17 protein-coding genes are annotated in these 18,331 nt (G+C 49.0%); 11 read left to right on the top strand and 6 right to left on the bottom strand.

Annotation, left to right across the window (positions count from 1 at the left end):
- The 4 genes from BLW68_RS21170 to BLW68_RS21720 all read left to right on the top strand — a co-directional run.
- The coding region (locus tag BLW68_RS21170; protein WP_177172281.1) for a DUF6794 domain-containing protein at nucleotides 1-359 on the top strand (359 nt) is incomplete at its 5' end.
- 89 nt (nucleotides 360-448) lie between these two features.
- Nucleotides 449-1,750, top strand: a complete 1,302-nt coding sequence (locus tag BLW68_RS17660; RefSeq protein WP_143039983.1) for a hypothetical protein — start codon at nucleotides 449-451, stop codon at nucleotides 1,748-1,750.
- Between the two features lie 90 nt (nucleotides 1,751-1,840).
- On the top strand, nucleotides 1,841-2,143 hold the full coding sequence (locus BLW68_RS17655) for a YrhB domain-containing protein (RefSeq protein WP_092796172.1): 303 nt from the start codon (nucleotides 1,841-1,843) through the stop codon (nucleotides 2,141-2,143).
- A gap of 70 nt (nucleotides 2,144-2,213) precedes the next feature.
- Entirely contained in the window at nucleotides 2,214-2,474 is a 261-nt protein-coding gene (locus tag BLW68_RS21720) for a MafI2 family immunity protein (protein ID WP_483880033.1), read from the top strand.
- Between the two features lie 175 nt (nucleotides 2,475-2,649).
- On the opposite strand, the gene BLW68_RS17645 is transcribed toward BLW68_RS21720, so the two are convergent.
- The 4 genes from BLW68_RS17645 to BLW68_RS17630 all read right to left on the bottom strand — a co-directional run bounded on the left by BLW68_RS17645 (nucleotide 2,650) and on the right by BLW68_RS17630 (nucleotide 7,257).
- Nucleotides 2,650-3,396: a TrmH family RNA methyltransferase gene (locus BLW68_RS17645; protein ID WP_092796170.1), complete on the bottom strand. Its 747-nt coding sequence runs from the start codon at nucleotides 3,394-3,396 to the stop codon at nucleotides 2,650-2,652.
- Complete coding sequence (locus BLW68_RS17640; RefSeq protein ID WP_092796168.1) at nucleotides 3,393-5,057, bottom strand: amidohydrolase; 1,665 nt, start codon at nucleotides 5,055-5,057, stop codon at nucleotides 3,393-3,395. Before BLW68_RS17640 ends, BLW68_RS17645 begins: the two co-directional genes overlap by 4 nt.
- Nucleotides 5,058-5,131: 74 nt before the next feature.
- Nucleotides 5,132-6,178 (bottom strand): M48 family metallopeptidase, encoded by a 1,047-nt coding sequence (locus BLW68_RS17635; RefSeq protein ID WP_092796166.1) that lies wholly within the window; start codon nucleotides 6,176-6,178, stop codon nucleotides 5,132-5,134.
- A complete protein-coding gene (locus BLW68_RS17630; RefSeq protein WP_092796164.1) occupies nucleotides 6,178-7,257 on the bottom strand; it encodes a YjgN family protein in 1,080 nt (359 codons plus the stop codon). The genes BLW68_RS17635 and BLW68_RS17630 overlap by 1 nt, the downstream gene beginning before the upstream one ends.
- A gap of 423 nt (nucleotides 7,258-7,680) precedes the next feature.
- Between BLW68_RS17630 and BLW68_RS17625 the strand changes: the two genes are divergently transcribed.
- Entirely contained in the window at nucleotides 7,681-8,799 is a 1,119-nt protein-coding gene (locus tag BLW68_RS17625) for a hypothetical protein (RefSeq protein WP_143039982.1), read from the top strand.
- Between the two features lie 66 nt (nucleotides 8,800-8,865).
- Here BLW68_RS17625 and BLW68_RS17620 read toward each other — a convergent pair whose 3' ends face one another.
- The gene (locus BLW68_RS17620) at nucleotides 8,866-10,842 is read right to left on the bottom strand and encodes a pectate lyase family protein (protein ID WP_092796160.1); all 1,977 of its coding nucleotides are present in this window, start codon (nucleotides 10,840-10,842) and stop codon (nucleotides 8,866-8,868) included.
- Nucleotides 10,843-10,911: 69 nt separating this feature from the next.
- Here BLW68_RS17620 and BLW68_RS17615 point away from each other — a divergent pair, with 69 nt between their 5' ends.
- Entirely contained in the window at nucleotides 10,912-11,106 is a 195-nt protein-coding gene (locus BLW68_RS17615) for a hypothetical protein (protein WP_177172280.1), read from the top strand.
- 4 nt (nucleotides 11,107-11,110) lie between these two features.
- On the opposite strand, the gene BLW68_RS17610 is transcribed toward BLW68_RS17615, so the two are convergent.
- The gene (locus tag BLW68_RS17610; protein WP_092796156.1) at nucleotides 11,111-12,490 is read right to left on the bottom strand and encodes a class II fumarate hydratase; all 1,380 of its coding nucleotides are present in this window, start codon (nucleotides 12,488-12,490) and stop codon (nucleotides 11,111-11,113) included.
- Nucleotides 12,491-12,854: 364 nt separating this feature from the next.
- Between BLW68_RS17610 and BLW68_RS17605 the strand changes: the two genes are divergently transcribed.
- From BLW68_RS17605 to BLW68_RS17585, 5 genes are read left to right on the top strand one after another with little or no spacing between them, the layout of a single operon-like run.
- Entirely contained in the window at nucleotides 12,855-15,650 is a 2,796-nt protein-coding gene (locus BLW68_RS17605) for a monovalent cation/H+ antiporter subunit A (protein ID WP_092796154.1), read from the top strand.
- Nucleotides 15,650-16,003, top strand: coding sequence for a Na+/H+ antiporter subunit C (locus BLW68_RS17600; RefSeq protein WP_092796152.1), 354 nt, complete (start codon nucleotides 15,650-15,652; stop codon nucleotides 16,001-16,003). Before BLW68_RS17605 ends, BLW68_RS17600 begins: the two co-directional genes overlap by 1 nt.
- Nucleotides 16,003-17,526: a monovalent cation/H+ antiporter subunit D gene (locus tag BLW68_RS17595; RefSeq protein ID WP_092796150.1), complete on the top strand. Its 1,524-nt coding sequence runs from the start codon at nucleotides 16,003-16,005 to the stop codon at nucleotides 17,524-17,526. The genes BLW68_RS17600 and BLW68_RS17595 overlap by 1 nt, the downstream gene beginning before the upstream one ends.
- Nucleotides 17,523-18,062 (top strand): Na+/H+ antiporter subunit E, encoded by a 540-nt coding sequence (locus tag BLW68_RS17590; protein ID WP_092796148.1) that lies wholly within the window; start codon nucleotides 17,523-17,525, stop codon nucleotides 18,060-18,062. Before BLW68_RS17595 ends, BLW68_RS17590 begins: the two co-directional genes overlap by 4 nt.
- Nucleotides 18,056-18,325, top strand: a complete 270-nt coding sequence (locus BLW68_RS17585; protein ID WP_068233961.1) for a K+/H+ antiporter subunit F — start codon at nucleotides 18,056-18,058, stop codon at nucleotides 18,323-18,325. Before BLW68_RS17590 ends, BLW68_RS17585 begins: the two co-directional genes overlap by 7 nt.
- Nucleotides 18,326-18,331: the final 6 nt, after the last annotated feature.

The following is an 18,331-nucleotide window of genomic DNA, read 5'->3' as shown; positions in this document are numbered from 1 at the left end:
TGGCTGTTTTTCTATCGATATCAATGCAAGCATTTGGGAATGCGGAGGACAAGTCTGAGGAAAAGCTACCTCAGACTTTAGAGCAGGCCGTTGACAGAATCGTTTCTAATTTGAAAGAGGATGATAAGTCGACGGTTAAAAATACTCCGTTTAATAACCTTATCCAATACCATCATGGTTGGGGCACCGGTATTAGAAACTCATTTGGTCTTTGGGGACGTAATAAAGAGCTAACAGTGTCAATCTGTGGTCCAGATGAGTGTCATCCAGATGATGCTTCAATGGAAATAATCTACGGTGTATGGAATAAACTTAATGGTAATGATACTCGCTACAAACCAAATACAGAGCAGCCCTAACAAAGTGCGGCATTCGGGGCCTGCGGCGCTCACAAGTTCGCGCGCATGCGCGTGGCGTTAGGGCATTGAAGATGATTATGTGAGGTTGAGTGGCAGTGGACGATAACGCCAGCAAAGAAGAAATAAAGAGGTCCTTAAATGGTTTAACATTGAACCATGTCGGGTGCTTTCCTAGTACGCTAATGGGGCGTAGTGAAACGATTGAGAAAACACTCGATCATTTCCGCTTAGAAGACACGTGGAATACAAATAAGAACATCCTTGACAGGACAACTCATTTATACCGAGTTTCTGAAAATGATTTTGAGCCACTTAGAGAAAGCCTGATAAAAAATCGTGATTTCGTCCACGTTGAGATCGTACATAAGTCGTCATGCTTGGGTTTGCCGTATCAGGTTTATGCCAAACACAAGAATGGATATGAACTGTACTTTGACGGCCTTTCATATTTGGCATTCAAGACATTAACTGAGAAGGATTTTGCTTTAGGCGAGTTACCAAGTTTAGCAGGGTATCCGCCAAGAGCCGACAGCGTATTGTTTTCTTTTGAAAAGTCGTTAAAGGAGATTATGTCCAATCTTCCAGAACATTCTTACACAATGTACTCGTTTTATGCGGCAAATGTTAAGGACTGGAAGACATTAGGTATTAATAACTCAGGTGACGCACAACTGCGAGTTCTTGTTAATGACGAAAATATTATAACAATAACTGCATTAGTATATTCAGAGGTAGGAAAACTATATCCTCTGTATCTTGGTGACACCAATACTGTTCGCGAAATGAATAGTCATGACTTATTTTTTTCTTCTGAGTATAGGAGATTTTCAGATCATGTAGACCACGTGAGGGCAAGTATCTCAGAGGCAATGGAAGCGATATCAATATCAATGCGTGACGTTACGGGTTCTTTTTTTTACTTCTTTAAAAAGCACGCATCGTGGATTGGTGCCAAGAGAGGTATAAATAGTGTTCATGAGCGCAGAAAGAGGCTGTATAGATACGATCTATTTATTACAGCGTTGGACGAAGTAATAGAAAGTCGCTGGGCTTCTCGAAACGCACCAAAACAGATATGGCTTGAGAATGAAGAGATGGATGATCAGTGGTTAAATTCACATTGGCATCTAAATTTTTTTCAAGGCTATCTGAAAAACGAGAAAATAGTCGATCTTGAGGAACATCCGATTAAGCCTGGTTACACTTCTGCTGCGGAAGAATTAAAGAGGAAGATTGTTTTGTTGAAGGAAGAAGCAGATAAAGCGGTTGGAGATGGGCGCGATTTGTTATCTGCCATACAAGCAGAGTTTTCTATGTATGCAGTATGGCTAGCCATGATCGCTGTTATTGTGTCGGTAGCGACTGGTGTTGCTGCTATTGTTTCGGCGTAGCCCTAACAATGCCAGGCACGGCGACGGCTTTTCCGTTGCGGCTTCGCCTTCACTACAAAGCCGCGCGTGCTGGCGGCGTTAGGCTCCCCAATGGTCACGAAAGAAGTCGCTCACAAACTCGTCGCAGAAGCAGTAGGTGGAGAATTTGATTGGTTACCCGAAGGCGATGAAATAATAATTATCGAACGCAATACCATCGAAAAGCCATGGGGCTGGGTCATCTTCCACACATCGAAATTGTGGTTAGAGACAAATGACATTAAGTACGCAATAGCAGGCAATGCACCAACCATTGTGGAGCGAGAAACAGGAAAGCTCATTACAACTGGCACAGCCATGAGCATTGATAAATATATTGAAAATTACGAGAGAACGGGCACTCCACATGCCTAACAACTGGTTCAAGCCGCTCGCTTCGCTCACTGGGACGGTCTAAAGCCCGCCCCTTAACCAAACGTTATGCATGAGTAAGACCGTGGCATCAATGGATATAGCTAGAAGAGTACAGATCGCAATGCTAGGCGAGGTTCCTCATACACTTCGCTTTCTTTACGTGTCGCTAATTGATAACAAGTTGAGTTTCCATGCGGTTTTTACTGATGACGCAACAGACGATCATCTTGAGTCAGCAAGTTGCGTTTTAACGGAAATAATTGCTAGTTGCCCACGTAATGTAGTTCTCAATGAAATTATTGAAAGAGATAGTAAAAAGCCATGGAAATAGGTGGCGGTGACAATTTGATGTATTTACGGTACGGAGAGTTAAGTCATGCATAACAAGGCGCTGTTGTCGCCACTGTCGTGGCTGGGACGGCTTACGCTGCGCTCCAGCCGCCCCAAAGCTTTGCGTTAACGCCCGCTGTTAGCCATAACTACCACTAGTGTTTACGCCGCTAGTACTACTGGCTAAGCCGCAGCAAATTGTCACAAATTACTGCGGCAGCGATGCCAACATTAAGTGATTCCGCTTCACCAAAGGCCGGTATAGTAATTTTACGGCTGATAACCTGCTCCAGCTCTGCGCTAATACCATTGGCTTCGTTACCCAGCACAATAAAACCGCCTTGTTCGCTTAGCTTTAAGCTGTGCACCGGCTCACCACCCAGGTAAGCACCGTACACCGGCACGCGGCTTTGTGCCAGCAGCGGCTGTAGCGGCTGATAATGCAGTTGCACGCGCAAAAACGAACCTTTAGCGGCGGCAATAACCTTGGGGTTGTAGCAGTCGGCAGTATCCGGCGAGCAGACAATATGTTTTATACCGTACCAGTCGGCAATGCGGATTATGGTGCCGAGGTTACCCGGGTCATTGATCTGATCCAGCACCAGCACAAAGCCATGACTATGCGGCACAAAATCGGTCTGCGCCGGCATTTTTACCACTGCCAGCGCGGCGTCGTTACTGGCAAAAGTACCCACTTTTACCAGTTCATCGGCGCTGCATTGTTGCACCAGCGCCGCTGCCGACACTTGCTTTGGGTAACGCTGTAAAAAGGCTTCGGTGGCAAAAACGGCCTCTACCTGCCAGCCGGAGGCCAACAGTTCTAACACGGCTTTTTCGCCTTCGACAAAAAACAGCTGCTCGGCTTTGCGGTATTTCTTCTGGTGCAGCGAGCGGATTAACTTGCTCCATTTCTGGCTGATCATTTAGTAAATACCTGTTTACCGTTAACGTAAGTTTGCTCTACCTCTACCTGCCATAACTGCTCGGCCGGAATATTGTAGATATCGCGGTCTATCAGGATAAAGTCGGCCCAGCTACCGGGCGCCAGCGTGCCCATGCTGTTTTCCTGAAAGGCGCCGTAGGCAGCGTCAACGGTGAATGAACGCAAGGCTTCAGTTAAGCTGAGCTTTTGCTCCGGCAGCCAACCACCAACGGGTTGGTTATCCTGGCTTTGCCGCGTAACCGAGGCATGAATGCCATGAAATGGCTCGGCCAGTTCAACCGGAAAATCCGAGCCGCCAACAATAATGCTGCCCTGATCAATAAAGCTGCGCCAGGCGTAAGCACCACGCAGCCGCGCTACACCTAAGCGATCGCCGGCCATATTTTTATCTGAGGTGGCATGCACCGCCTGCATTGCAGGTAACACATGCAGTTTGGCAAAGCGCGGAATATCTTTGGGTGAGACAATTTGTGCATGTTCTACCCGGTGGCGGCTCGGCTGACGTTTATCCTGTGGCACTAATTGCTCGAAGCGGTCCAGCACCAGCCGGTTAGCTAAATCGCCTATAGCGTGCACGTTGGTTTGAAAACCGGCATCTATCGTCATTTGCATAATTTGCGTTAACTGGTCCGGCTGGGTCACCAGTAAGCCTTTTTGCGATGGCTGATCACTGTATGGCTCGATAAGTGCGGCACCACGGCTGCCAAGGGCACCGTCGCCATAAATTTTTACTGAGCGGATATCAAGAAAGTCGGTTTTATCATCAATAATGCCAGCTTGCAGCCACTGCGGCAGCTGTGGATCGCGTGCCGATAGCATCGGGTAGATACGCAGCGGCAGTTTTTGCTCTGCCGCCAGTTTTTGGTACAGCTTTACGGTGGCGGTATCCACACCTGCATCATGCACGCTGGTTATGCCCAGCGCCAGTAAATGCGAAAACGCCACATTTAACGCCCGCAGGGTGTCGTTGTCGTCCGGTTCGGGTATGTGTTGCTCTACCAGCGCCATGGCGTTGTCTATTAATACACCAGTGGGGTTACCTTTGCTGTCACGGATAATTTCGCCGCCGGGTGGGTCTATGGTGTCCTTGTTAATACCGGCCAGCGCCAGTGCTTTGCTGTTGGCCCAGCCCGCATGGGCGTCAACCCGGGTTAAATACACCGGCTTGTTATTAACGGCTTCATCCAGTAGGGCAGTGGTAGGAAACTGTTTAGTGGGCCACAATACCTGGTTCCAGCCACGGCCAATAATCCAGGGGGCATCCGGATTGGCAGCAGCAAATTGCGCTACCCGTGTTACGGCGTCTTGCTCTGTTTCGCTGCCACGCAGCTCTGCTACGGCTAAGTACTGGCCCAGGCCCAATACATGGCCGTGGCCGTCAATTAAACCCGGCAATACGGTTTTACCGTTGCCGGCCAGCTTTTTTGCCTGCGGATATTGCGCAGCAACAGCGCTGTCGCCCCGGGCCAGCACTTTACCGGTTGTATCGTCAAACACCAGGACGCTGAACGGCTGCAACTGGCGCGCAGAGTCAAAGCCGTAACCTTTAATATCCGACAGTACCACCGGAGCGGCGCTGAGGTTGTTGGTAAAAAGGCCGGTAGCGAATAAAGCACAAGCTAAACTGGCAAAGCGAAACATAAGGTATTGTCCCTGTTTGGTTTTGCCGGCAACTATAGCAATAAAACAGCGCCAGCGGAATCTGGCGCCGGTATTCAGGGGGTGTCGTGTTGCCTGGCCTGTTCAATACGTTCGCGGGTGTCGGGGTGGGTGCTGAGGTATTTTAACAATGTGCTGGTACCTTGATCGTCAGTGCTGCGCTCGTTCAGTAATGCCGACATCGCATCGGCAAAAGCCGAGGGCGATTTACCCAGCGCTTTTAATTGCTCCACAGCAAACTGATCGGCTTCGCGTTCCATATCGCGCGAAAAAGCACTTTGCAGCATGACTGAGCCAGAACCGAGTAATAAGTCGGCAATGCCTTCAGGATCGCCAAACAAAATACCAAATACCAGTGCTGCACCCAGCGACTGGGCAATTAACCGCACACTGTGCAGGCCTTCAACATGGCCAATTTCGTGTAGCAACACCGCCAGAATGGCGTCGGGTTTGTCTTTTAATAAGGTAACCAGTTCGTCTGTTATTACTACTGTGCCATCCGGCAGAGCAAACGCATTGGCGCCAAAAAAATCTGACTTATACAAATGCAACTTGTAGTCTTTGTATTCCAGCGGTAGCTTTTGCAGTGCCATTTGCCAGTGGTAATTCACCGTAGCTTGTTGTGCCGGCGTTAACTCTGTTGGCTGCAGTGCCGTTTGTTGCAAGGTATAAAATGTTTGCTGGCCCATTTGTTGTTTAACGCTGTCGGGCACCAGAGGCACGGCAGCACTGGCCAGCATGGGCATTAAATCAACAATAATCCACCACAGTAGCAAGGGCGACAGGATTACTGCAGCCAGAATAGAGAGCTTGTGGCTTTCCAGCCTGGCTGCTGTTTTAGCTGTGCCAGACAACTGTGGCCAGCGAAAGCGTGGGTCGTCTGGTACAAATATAGCGCCATCACGCAGTTGCAGCTCAACTGCCAGCCCCGGTATCACAGTGCCAAAACGGTAATCGGCCGGTGCAGCTTCGGTAAGTACTGTATCATTGTCATCACTGCAGATAGTCAACTGGCCGTTATCTGCGAAAGTGGCAACAGCACGGTATAACGTGCTGCTGCCAGCATGCTGAAACTGGCCGTTAACGGCAGATAAGGCTGACATCAGGCTAAAGACACATCTATGTCAAACAAGCCTGCGGCTTCTTCGCCAAAGGCATTGCTGCTTTGCTGCACCTGATCAACCAGCGAGTCGGCCTGCGGATACACTGCTATCGTCGTTACTGATGCCAGATAAGCCGCTTTGCGGACTTTTGCCCATGGATATGCCAGGCCTAAACTGAAAATAATCGCCAGCAGGTTTGTTACCGTTAACCATAAATAGGGCATCACCTGCATTTCAGACTTAAATTTGGCAATGCCAGGCAGTTCGGTGCGTTCAAATATATGGTTGCGGATCATACTGTGGTAGATAGCGCCACTTAACGTAAAGGCAAAAAAGTACAATATAAATACTGCGGCGGTGACAAGTACTGTGGCAACGCCAGCGTCAGCAATACCGGTAGCGGCCATTACACCTACCAATACTGCACCAACAATTATCATGACAGTGATCACACCCATAACGGCAGCCATTGCCACTAAAACAGCAATATAGTATGAGCTGGTGTCGGTATTTATTTGCATTTTCTGGCCAGCAAAACTGGTATTGCTACAAATATAACGGTCAATTTTTTTCAGCACCCACGGCATGGCCAGGTACAAAGTGAACAATGCCAGCACCGGCAGTAATACAAAGTATTTAAATGCCCGAAGATAGTCACCATGAAAGGCAAAACGCACATTACGATAGCTGGTCATCCGCATATTGAATTTAAGGCTTTGTACAATTAACCAGGGCGATGCCAACAGAAACAAAAAGGCCAGCACAACGGCCAAAACCGGCGATAAAGAAGAAGCAGTAAAAAACAGCGCAAAGATAATAACGGCGATAATACGGCCTTTTAAAATTTGTATCGGTGTAGCCAGATAACGAAATGGCTGGTTGTCAATGCGGGTATGGCCATAAAAATACTGGTTAGTGCGCACTTTAGCCCAGGCACTGTATATACCTAAGGTAACAATACTCAGTAACAGATTGACAATCCAGATACCAAAAAACTCACCGGCGTCGCCGCTAAAGGCTACTTTACCAACACGCGCCTGATCAGGTTGAGACACGGTGGTGTCTGAGGTGTTTTCCATAAAACCGCTTCCTTTGTTATGCAGGTGTAAAAAAGTAGCAATTATACTAGAGGGCAGCCTGCATTTGGCAATAAATATTTAGCAAAAGCAGCAAAAAGTACAGCTGGTTTCTCGGCAGACTGAACAACCTCTTGTTTTTTAGTGTTGCGTTTTACATTTAATATATTATCAATATTTATATATTGTTAATCTGTTCGGTGTAATTGGGTGATACTTTAAATAGTTGTTTTTAAATGAAATTGTCCGCTTTGTTTACATTGTTTCCTGTGCTGGGAAAAGTGCTTTTCATAACTTACTACTTTAGAAAGGATAAATATAGTGGCGTGGATTATGCAATTTTATTCTTGACCTGCATTGTTGATGCGGGAGCTAAGCAATAGAACTGCGATAGGTGTAGTAATACAACGTATAAGGATATTAATTATGAAACGCAAGATGATATTATCCGTATTATTGTTAACAGGAAGTTTACCTGCTTCTGCTGCGATGATTGATTTAACCGGTATAGGCTATGTGACCTATGGTGATTTTAACTCGTATTCTATGCCGATAGCGGCATTGCAGACAGGTTGTGCTAATTTTAACAACAGCTGCCCGTTTTACATCCAATCCGGCCCTGGCCAGATCCAAGATCTGGTGGTCGTTGCTACAGGTGCCAGCGGTAACCCGGTAAACACCAATTTTGCCGGCATGGACAATGCCTACAGTACACCCAGTGGCGTTAGCGGATCTAACTTTTTCAGTACCGGTACTACAGCCGATCCAAACCAGGTAACAGATTTTTTTGGCGATAAAGCCAACACCTGGGATAGTTCTCTGCTGGCACTGAAAAACTATCTGGCTGGCGATGCTATGGCATTCTTTTTTAACAATAACAATCTGAATGGTGCGAATCTGCAAAGCCTGGCGGTATGGGCCCAGATGGAAGTTACTGATGACAGCGGCAACCGGGTCGGTATTTTTGATTTTACCAATAACGCTGGTGCTTATGGTCTGGTATCTGAAGGAGGTGGAGGCACTTTTCTGGGCAACGTCGCTGATTACAGCTCAACCGGCAGCGGGCCTATGATAGGTGACAACTCAGCCACAGACTATGTATTGGCCGGTGGGCCAATCTGCATTAATTACAGCCTGATCCCCGGCTTGCCAACACCGGTAAGCTGTAATTCACCTCTGGCCGAAGATGGCCCGGTTAACCATAATCTGGGAGCTGATACAGCAGCTTATGCGGTAATTGCACCAGAACTGAATGCGTTGCTGGAAAGTCTGTTTGCTCTGGACGATCAGTTGTTACAAAGCTACACCTTGCATATTGATTTTCGTATGGGATGTGATCCTTTATTCGGTATCAGGACTGATGAGATGTGTAGCGGTGCACTTTCAGGCTATGGCAAAAATATAAACAATGGTTATGAGCAATTGTTTATTGGTACTGCCCGCATTAACAGAGAGCCCCCTCCGGGTATTCCTGAGCCGGGTATGTTGTTTATGTTTAGTACCGGTTTATTAGCACTGCGCTGGCGCTTAGCGTCGCGCCGTTAGCCTTAACTGAGGTAAAATAAAAACACAGCCTGAGCCACTTTCAGGCTGTGTTTTTTTGGGTAGATTTTAAGGCTGAACTTCGTAACCGCTGATATCACCTATACCCGCAGGCAGTAAGCCTTTTAGCATATCAGGCGTATAAGCACCGGCGTCGGTCCACAGTACCCAGTCGATATCGCCAAGATAACTGCTGCCTCCGGCATCACCCAGTTGCAGGTAGTTGTCGGTATTATTACTGGCAGGGCGCATGGTTACGCCGTCAAGCTGCACCAGGGGGGTGTTGTTACCTGCCACATACAAGGCAACATTACCGGTAGTGGGCGAAGTTAAAGCAATGGTGAAGTGATAAACACGGAACTGGCTCATATCCAGCGGATCGGGCTCGTTACCTTTACCGGCGGTAACGGATGAACCGTTATCAGCGTTTTCCAGTTGTACCCCTGAGTTGTTGCCGTCATTACGAAACACCACTTTTAACCGGCTGCTAGCGCCAACTGCAGCAGTGTCGCCCAGGGCAACTTCGGTTTCCAGAATACGGTTACCACCGGCATTGCCTTTAATACCCATCAGTAAGGTGAAAAACTTTGGATAAACACCATCTGCCGGTGCCACATTGTCCAGTTTGGCCCGGCTGCGGTCGGCGGCATTGGCCAGGCTGTCGAACGTTATGGTGCCATCACCATTGGCGGTAAACAGATTAGGCTCGGCTGCACCACCACTTTGTTGCGGCGCAAAGCTGCTTTGGCTGCCATCAGGTAAGGTAATAGAATTGGCAGCAAAGGGCTGCAGGCTGCCATCATAGGTACCCCAATCGACACTCAGCGGGGGTTCTACCGGATCAATTGGTACCGGGGCTGGCCCCGGATCGACCGGCTCTGCTGGCGCAGGTGCTGCGCATAAACCCGGGCTTGGCGGCGTGTCGATAACACCAACACCTGCGTAAGACAGCACTGTGGCTTTTACGTTATGTACCGGGATCAGGTTGGCGCTGTAGTCGTATGGTACGTTAAGCTCACCGGTAGACTCAGCATTTTCACCGGCGACAACGCCGTCGTTCGGGCTTTCCTGCCAGGTAATATTTTCAAAGATATTATCAATCAGTTGCCAGTAGCCAATTTCCTGGCTGTATAACGACATTACCGGGTTTTTCATATCGGCAAAGTGGTTGTGCTCAATACGGATCACCGCACCCATGCGCGAATTAATACCGCTTTCCAGCGCGCCATCATAAAAGTTGTTGTAGATATGGCCTTTACCAAAGCGGAACAGTGGTAAGCGCGAATTAACGTTATACCAGTGGTTGTGGTGGTAAGTTAGCGTGCGGTTAAAGTTGTCGCTGTCAGACGAGCCTACCAGCGAGGTTTTCCAGCTGTTATGAAATTTATTAAATGAGATGGTAATAAACTGAGCGTCGCCTTTGGCGTCTACCAGGCCGTCATAGTAGTCTTTTACCTGATCTTCAGTTAGTGCCGGGTCGTCCACTGTCAGGCTGTTGTAGATTTCATTGTGATCAATCCAGATATTGCGTACCGGCCCTTCCATGCTGATACCATCGCCCGGTGCGCCCAGATTGGCACGTACATGGTGAATACGCAGGTTGCGGATAATAATATTTTCCGCCCGCACAATATTAAAACCAATACCGGCCATTTCGCCCTGAGTACCCAGGCCTATAATGGAAATATCAGACACGTCTTTAATGTCGATGCGGCTGTCTTTGGCATTTTGCAGCGTGATAGTGCCATTTACCCAGATGGTAAGCGGGCGGTTTGGATCTTTATTTTTAATGGCATTGATCATCTGTTCACCGGTACAGACAGTAACTTCTACTTTGTTTTCGCCACTGCCGCCGGTGGTGCCGCCATTTTCTGCGGCGTAACCGTATACAGTGTCCAGATCTGTCAGATTAACTACGCCAGTATCCGGTGCGGGAGTTTCGCTACCGGTATCGGGCTCCAGCGTTGGATCGTCGTTGTCGCTGCTGTTGCAACCCAGCAACAAACTACTGCCAACCAGAATGGCAAGAAGAGTTTTATTAAACATTGTTAGCTACCCTTTGCTTTGGGTGCACTTAACCGTCGTACTACTTAACCGAAAATGCAAGACACCCTGTTGATTTTAAATAATTATTTTTATAAGCAGCTATTAATTGTTTTTTTGTCTACCGGTGGCAATTTTGGCGTATACCAAGGTAGTAATAATATTGCTGCGGGCATAGTTATGGCTGAAGGGGGCGATAAAGCGCAAGCCATGGCGATAAAATCACCAGGCTTTAGCGCAAAACGTTCGTATTTGAACCAAATATAGCTGATTAACCGACATTACCGCCGGCACTGAGGCGGGCCGGATCGAGCAGTTTTTCCAGTTCGCCGCGGCTATAGCTGGTATGTTCCAATGCCACATCCAGTACCGGCCGTTGCTGCTTGTAGGCTTGCTTGGCAATTTCTGCTGCTTTTTCATAACCAATCAACGGGTTAAGTGCTGTAACCAAAATTGGGTTGCGCGCCAGAGCTTTACTGATATTGTCCTCACGCACGGTAAAACCTTTAACTGCCTGCTCTGCCAGCGCTGTGCAGCCATTGGCCTGCAGTTCAATGCTTTGTAGCAGGTTATAGGCAATAACCGGCAGCATCACATTCAGCTCAAAATTACCGGACTGGCCAGCAAGGGTAATGGTGGTGTCGTTGCCTATCACCTGGGCGCTAATCATAGCAACTGCTTCCGGAATTACCGGGTTAACTTTGCCTGGCATAATCGATGACCCCGGTTGCAGTGCCGGCAGTTCAATTTCTGCCAGCCCGGCAAGAGGCCCGGAGTTCATCCAGCGTAAATCGTTGCATATTTTCATCAGGCACACGGCCAGGGTTTTTAATGCACCGGACGTTGCCACGGCAGTGTCTTGTGAGCCTATAGCGCTGAAAAAATTAGCGGCAGGCCGAAAGGCGATACCGGTGTTGCTACTAAGCTGCCGGCAAAATACGGCAGCAAAGCGCGGATCGGCATTAATACCGCTACCTACGGCAGTGCCACCTTGCGCCAGTGCCTGCAACTGACTTAATTGTTGCTGCAGCTGGTGTTCAGCGAATTGCAGCTGAGCCTGCCAGCCGCCCAACACCTGTGCAAAGCTAACCGGCATGGCATCCATCAGGTGGGTGCGGCCGGTTTTAATAAAGTGGCCTACTTCGGCTGACTTTTCTGCCAGGCGCTGTTGCAATAGTTGTAGGGCCGGTAATAACTGCTGTTGTATCGCCAGTGCAGCACTGACATGGATAGCACAGGGGATAGTGTCATTACTGCTTTGGCCCAGATTAACATGGTCATTCGGGCTTACAGCTGCGTCCAGGCTTTGGCTGGCCAGAGTCGCCAGTACTTCGTTTACATTCATATTACTACTGGTGCCCGAACCGGTTTGAAAGATATCCAGCGGATACTGCAGCATATCAGTTGCTGCCAGCTGAGAACCAGCAGCGTTTATGATGGCCTGGCTGATGCCGGCATCCAGTAAGCCCAGCTGCTGGTTGGCACCTGCAGCGGCTTTTTTTATCTGCAACAGGGCCTGAATAAACTGCTGTGGCAGCGTTAAGCCACTTAAGTTGAAGTTTTGTACGGCGCGCTGAGTTTGTGCCTGATATAACGCCGATGCGGGTACCTGTAATTCACCCATGCTGTCACGTTCGGTGCGGGTAGCCATAAAGCCTCCTCTAAGTTGGCTGCTGTTAACCTGTTTAGTTGTATCCTGTTTACCGTGTTGGCGCCAGCCAGTAAAGCAAATAGTAGCCGTTGCATATTGCGATAAATATCAGTTTTTGTGCGGTAAAGCCAACCGTCGGCTGCCGCTAAGCGGGCCGGTTTAAATAGACTTTTCTGGCAGATAACGGTATAAATACTGCCGTTACACCCGACAAATTGATTTTTTTATCCCGCCCATGTTGCAAAGGCAATCTGTCTTCTATGCTTAGTTAACTGCCTAGAATATCAACAACTTAATCTGTAAGATTAATGGCAGAGGCTGGATGTATCGGTTAAGTTTATTCTAATAAGGACGCGCGACAGTTATGACACTCATGTGGATTTTACTTCTGCCGCTGCTGGGGACTCTGGTTCCGCTGCTGGCTGCTAAATGGAACCGCAGTGCCTGCGCACTGGCTACCGCTCTGCCGCCCGCTATTGCGCTGATGTTGGTGCTATTACATACCGAACAAGTACTAAGCGGTAACACTGTACGTTTTTTCCTGTCGTGGATCCCATTACTTGGCCTGGATATATCCATACGGCTTGACGGGCTGGCGTATTTATTCAGCCTGCTGATCTTAGGCATTGGCCTGCTGATAATTCTGTATGCGCGCTACTACTTATCTGAGCGCGATTCTATGCCGCGTTTTTATGCCTATTTAATGCTGTTTATGACGGCAATGCTGGGCATAGTGTTGTCGGGTAATTTACTACAGATGTGGATGTTCTGGGAGCTTACCAGTATCAGCTCTTTCCTGTTAATCAGTTTCTGGTGGCATAAGGCTGAAGCGCGCCGTGGCGCGCGTATGGCATTAACCGTCACCGGGGCCGGAGGCTTAGCCCTGCTGGCAGCATTTTTGTTAATAGGGCAAGTGGTAGGCAGTTATGATTTAGATGTGGTGCTGGCCAGTACCGATGTGATTCAGCAACACAGCTGGTATCCGATTTTGCTGGTGCTGTTTTTGCTGGGTTGTTTTACCAAATCGGCGCAGTTTCCGTTTCATTTCTGGTTGCCCAACGCCATGGCTGCACCCACGCCGGTAAGTGCTTACTTACACTCGGCCACTATGGTGAAGGCCGGTATTTTTCTACTGGCGCGGTTTTATCCAGCGCTGTCTGGCACCGAGTTATGGTTTATTCTGGTAAGTTTAACCGGCCTTGCCACGTTGTTAATTGGTGCTTATCTGGCGCTGTTCAAGCACGACTTAAAAGGCCTGCTGGCGTATTCAACTATCAGCCATCTGGGCTTAATTACCTTGCTGTTTGGTATGGGTACCGATTTAGCGGCAGTAGCCGGGGTATTTCATATTATTAACCATGCCACCTTTAAGGCGTCGCTGTTTATGGCGGCCGGTATTATTGACCATGAATCCGGCTCGCGGGATATGCGTAAGCTCAACGGTTTGTGGCAATTTATGCCGATCACAGCCACATTGGCAATGGTAGCGGCCGCTGCTATGGCCGGGGTACCTTTGCTAAATGGTTTCTTATCGAAAGAAATGTTTTTCGCTGAAACACTGCACCAGCACCTGCTGGGTTCTTTGTCCTGGGTTATTCCGGTATTGGCAACGGTAGCTGCAATATTCTCTGTTGCTTATTCAATGCGCTTTATCCATGACGTGTTTTTTAACGGCCAGCCGAAAGGATTAACCAAAACACCGCACGAACCGCCGCGTTATATGCGCGTGCCGGTAGAGGTATTAGTGGCGTTATGTATTTTAGTGGGTATTTTCCCGGCCTATTTAATTGGCGATTTGCTGCATGCTGCCTCGGCGTCGGTGCTCGGTGGTGCAGTGCCGGAATACAGCCTGGCCATCTGGCATGGTTTTAACCTGCCGCTGATGATGAGCATACTGGCGCTGGCCGGCGGTACGCTGATTTACGTCAACCGCAAACACCTGTTTGATTTTCAGAATACCTTACCTGATATGGATACGCTGAACAGTTTTGAGCGCAGCGTTAAGTCGCTGATCGCCCGCTGTGATCAGTTTTATCAGTGGCTTGATAATGGCTCGTTGCAACGCTACATGGTGCTGGTGTTACTGGCTTTTATTGTGCTGGCAGGTATGCCGTTACTGGAGCTGGACACCCTGTGGGGCGGGCGTGACGAGTTACCGATTGATGCGGTAAATGCTACCGGTGCGGCGATGTTGCTGATTGCCGCTTTTGCTACTGTGGTGTGGCACCGTAAGCGGGTTGTGGCGCTGCTGATGATCTCAGTTGTGGGTTTGATGGTGTCGATAGCTTTTACCCGTTTTTCTGCGCCGGATCTGGCACTAACGCAGCTGTCGGTAGAAGTGGTAACCGTTATTCTGCTGATGCTGGCACTGTTCTTTTTACCGCATAAAACGCCCAAACAGTCAGAGGCGCCAAGGGTGGTGCGTGATATCAGTATCGCCAGTATGGTAGGTGTGCTGGTTGGCAGTTTAAGTTATGCCCTGATGACCCGGCCGTTAAGCAGTATTTCTGAGTTTTTCCTGGCTAATGCTAAAACCGGTGGCGGTGGCACTAATGTGGTTAACGTTATTCTGGTTGATTTCCGGGGCTTCGATACCATGGGCGAAATTGCAGTATTGGGTATCGCCTCTTTAGGTATTTTCAAATTGCTCACCCGTATTCCGGTGTTTAAACCCAGCAGTGACGGTGAAGGCCGGCCCTGGGCTACAGAGCGCCATTCGTTGTTGTTGTCTACGGTATCGCAAAGCCTGTTGCCACTGGCCATTATGGTGTCGGTGTATATTTTCTTCCGTGGCCACAATTTACCCGGCGGTGGCTTTATCGCCGGCTTAATTACCGCTGTGGCAATTATTCTGCAGTATATTGCGCAGGGTGTTGACTGGGTAAAAGAGCGCATGAACGTAGAATACCAACGTGTGGTAGCCATAGGCTTGCTGATTGCCCTGTTTACCGGTGTGGCCAGCTGGGCATTTGGCAAACCCTTCCTGACTTCCTGGTTTGACTATTTTGATATTCCGCTACTGGGTGAGATTGAACTGGCCAGCGCCATTGCTTTTGACCTGGGCGTTTATATAACGGTTGTTGGCTCTACGCTGCTGATCCTGGCCAGTCTGGGTAAAATGACCACCAGCCACCGGCCTGTGCATAAGGATACAATTTAATGGAAACCTTGTTTGCTTGCTGTATCGGTTTTCTTACCGCTTGTGGCGTATTTCTGATGTTACGCGGCCGCACTTTCCCGGTCGTACTGGGGCTGACGATGCTGTCTTATGCGGTTAATCTGTTTCTTTTCTCTTCCGGCCGGTTAACGTTGCGTGGTGCTGCCGTGCTTGGCACCAGTGAGCAATACGCAGACCCCTTGCCACAGGCGCTGGTGCTTACTGCAATTGTTATCGGCTTTGCGATGACCGCATTTCTGGTGATTTTGGCTATACGGGCGCGGGCAGATTTGGGTAATGATCATGTAGATGGCAAGTTGCCAGAATCTGAGCTGTCGAAGAAGGAGAGTCGCTGATGTGGCATCTGATTACTGCGCCCATTTTGCTGCCATTTTTAACGGCACTGTTGATCATGTTGCCGCCGGTACACTACTCGCCGATGCGCCGGCGCTGGTTAAGTATGATTTCCAGCGCCATCCAGCTGGTGCTGGCGGTGTTATTGTTGTTGCAGGTGCAGCAACAGGGCTTAATGCATTATGCCGTAGGTAACTGGCAGGCGCCTTTTGGCATTATTCTGGTAGCCGATACCTTGTCTGTTGTTATGGTTTGCCTGACATCCTTTTTGGCGTTAGGCGCTATTTGTTACGGCAGTGCCGGTGAAGATGAGAAAGGCTCTTTCTTTCACCCGTTATTTCAGTTCCAACTGATGGGCATTAATGGGGCTTTTTTAACCGGCGACTTATTTAACCTGTTCGTGTTTTTTGAAGTATTACTGATAGCCTCTTATGCATTGCTGATCCACGCCGGGGGCAAGAATAAGACCAAAGCGGCCGTACATTACGTGGTGCTGAATTTAACCGGCTCGGCTATTTTTCTGTTTTCGCTGGCGATACTGTACGGCACTCTGGGTACGCTGAATATTGCTGATATGGCAATAAAAGTGGCGGCATTACCAGAGGAAGATCTGATGCTGGTTAAAGCGGGCGGCTTAATGCTGATGATAGTATTTGCCTTAAAAGCCGCTGTGCTGCCGCTGCAGTTTTGGCTGCCGGCAACCTATGCATCGGCATCGGCACCGGTTGCCGCGCTATTTGCGGTAATGACTAAAATTGGTGTTTATGCGCTGCTTCGGGTGTATAGCACTATCTTTGGTGAAAATGCCGGGCCTTTAGCTGGCATGGCCAGCAGCTGGCTGTTACCGGCGGGCCTGGCTACCATCGCTTTGGGCGCAGTAGGAGCGCTGGCCAGCCAGGATTTTCGCAAACTGGTGGCTAATCTGGTGCTGGTGTCTGTCGGTACCCTGGTTAGCCTGGTGGCATTGCAAACTGAGCTGTCTGCTGCCGCTGCGCTTTACTATACCGTGCACTCCACACTGGTAACCGCAGCATTGTTTTTAATAGCTGATTTAATCGCTAACCAACGCGGTAAAGCGGGCGACCGGTTGGTTTCAGGCCGGCGGGTGAGTCAGCCAATTCTGCTTGGTTTTATCTTTATGGTCGGTGCCTTAACGGTAGCGGGATTACCGCCGTTTTCCGGCTTTGTCGGCAAGCTGATGATTTTGCAATCTGTTGTGGAGCCGGTTAACCGGGTGTTGTTATGGAGCCTTATTCTGCTAAGCAGCCTGATGGTTATAGTGGCCTTATCGCGGGCGGGAAGTACTTTGTTCTGGCGTGTGAGTGGTACTGAGCCGGGCGGTGGAAAAGCGCCGCCGTTGCAGGTTTTTGCCGTTATCTGGTTGTTGCTGGCCAGCCCTTTGCTGGCGGTGTTTGCCGGGCCGTTAACAGCGCTGTCGCAGCAGGCCGCCGCACAGCTATATGATACCACTACCAGCACTAATAGTATTCTTGGCCAGTACCCGGTGCAGGAGATTAAACCATGAGATTTGAGCCAAAATATCGTTGGCTACCAACACCTTACCGTAGTGTTTTACTCTTTATTGTCTGGCTGCTGCTAAGCCAGAGCGTAGAGCCGGTACACCTGTTTTTTGCTGTTGTACTGGCGTTGGTTATTCCACTTTTTACGCTTAGGTTTCGTGATCCGCAGCCGTTAATCGAGCGTCCCTGGCTGGGGCTGCGCTATATATTGCGGGTGCTGGCCGATATTGTCACCGCAAATGCTCAGGTGGCAGTGCTTATTCTGGGGCCAAAAGCGCGGTTAAAACCGGCTTTTGTTAAAGTGCCGCTGGATTTACAGCACGAGCTGCCCATTACTATTCTGGCCAGCACGGTGTCGATGACTCCAGGTACTGTCAGTGCGGAAATTTATCCGAGCAAAGACAGTTTACAGCCCGGTGAGCCGATGCCACAGCGCTGGTTATTAATTCACGTATTAAATCTGTCTGGTACTGAGGCGGAGTTGATTAATGACATTAAACAGCGCTACGAAGCGCCTTTAAAGGAGATTTTCCAATGCTAGATAATGTCATTATGCTGGTGTTTGCCATGATCAGCATCGCGTTGTTGCTAAACCTGTACCGCTTGTTACGTGGCCCCAGTATTCCGGATCGCATTCTGGCGCTGGATACTATGTACATTAACAGCATCGCGCTGATTATTCTGTATGGTTTGCTGATGGAGTCGCCACTGTATTTCGAGGCTGCACTGCTGATCGCTATGCTGGGGTTTGTCAGTACAGTGGCCGTGTGTAAGTTTCTGTTGCGCGGCGACATTATAGAATAGGAGAGC

Origin of the sequence: Rheinheimera pacifica (assembly GCF_900108485.1) — a bacterium.
Taxonomy (GTDB): Bacteria; Pseudomonadota; Gammaproteobacteria; order Enterobacterales; family Alteromonadaceae; genus Alishewanella; species Alishewanella pacifica.
The sequence above is the reverse complement of the archived record's forward strand: the minus strand, read 5'-3'. Positions and strand labels throughout refer to the sequence as shown.

What these genes read in the sequence shown, in the direction of transcription:
- BLW68_RS17655 (WP_092796172.1), top strand. Translation starts at nt 1,841, where the DNA reads ATGGTCACGAAAGAAGTCGCTCACAAACTCGTCGCAGAAGCAGTAGGT.
- BLW68_RS21720 (WP_483880033.1), top strand. Translation starts at nt 2,214, where the DNA reads ATGAGTAAGACCGTGGCATCAATGGATATAGCTAGAAGAGTACAGATC.
- BLW68_RS17645 (WP_092796170.1), bottom strand. Translation starts at nt 3,396, where the DNA reads ATGATCAGCCAGAAATGGAGCAAGTTAATCCGCTCGCTGCACCAGAAG.
- BLW68_RS17640 (WP_092796168.1), bottom strand. Translation starts at nt 5,057, where the DNA reads ATGTTTCGCTTTGCCAGTTTAGCTTGTGCTTTATTCGCTACCGGCCTT.
- BLW68_RS17635 (WP_092796166.1), bottom strand. Translation starts at nt 6,178, where the DNA reads ATGTCAGCCTTATCTGCCGTTAACGGCCAGTTTCAGCATGCTGGCAGC.
- BLW68_RS17630 (WP_092796164.1), bottom strand. Translation starts at nt 7,257, where the DNA reads ATGGAAAACACCTCAGACACCACCGTGTCTCAACCTGATCAGGCGCGT.
- BLW68_RS17625 (WP_143039982.1), top strand. Translation starts at nt 7,681, where the DNA reads ATGAAACGCAAGATGATATTATCCGTATTATTGTTAACAGGAAGTTTA.
- BLW68_RS17620 (WP_092796160.1), bottom strand. Translation starts at nt 10,842, where the DNA reads ATGTTTAATAAAACTCTTCTTGCCATTCTGGTTGGCAGTAGTTTGTTG.
- BLW68_RS17610 (WP_092796156.1), bottom strand. Translation starts at nt 12,490, where the DNA reads ATGGCTACCCGCACCGAACGTGACAGCATGGGTGAATTACAGGTACCC.
- BLW68_RS17605 (WP_092796154.1), top strand. Translation starts at nt 12,855, where the DNA reads ATGACACTCATGTGGATTTTACTTCTGCCGCTGCTGGGGACTCTGGTT.
- BLW68_RS17600 (WP_092796152.1), top strand. Translation starts at nt 15,650, where the DNA reads ATGGAAACCTTGTTTGCTTGCTGTATCGGTTTTCTTACCGCTTGTGGC.
- BLW68_RS17595 (WP_092796150.1), top strand. Translation starts at nt 16,003, where the DNA reads ATGTGGCATCTGATTACTGCGCCCATTTTGCTGCCATTTTTAACGGCA.
- BLW68_RS17590 (WP_092796148.1), top strand. Translation starts at nt 17,523, where the DNA reads ATGAGATTTGAGCCAAAATATCGTTGGCTACCAACACCTTACCGTAGT.
- BLW68_RS17585 (WP_068233961.1), top strand. Translation starts at nt 18,056, where the DNA reads ATGCTAGATAATGTCATTATGCTGGTGTTTGCCATGATCAGCATCGCG.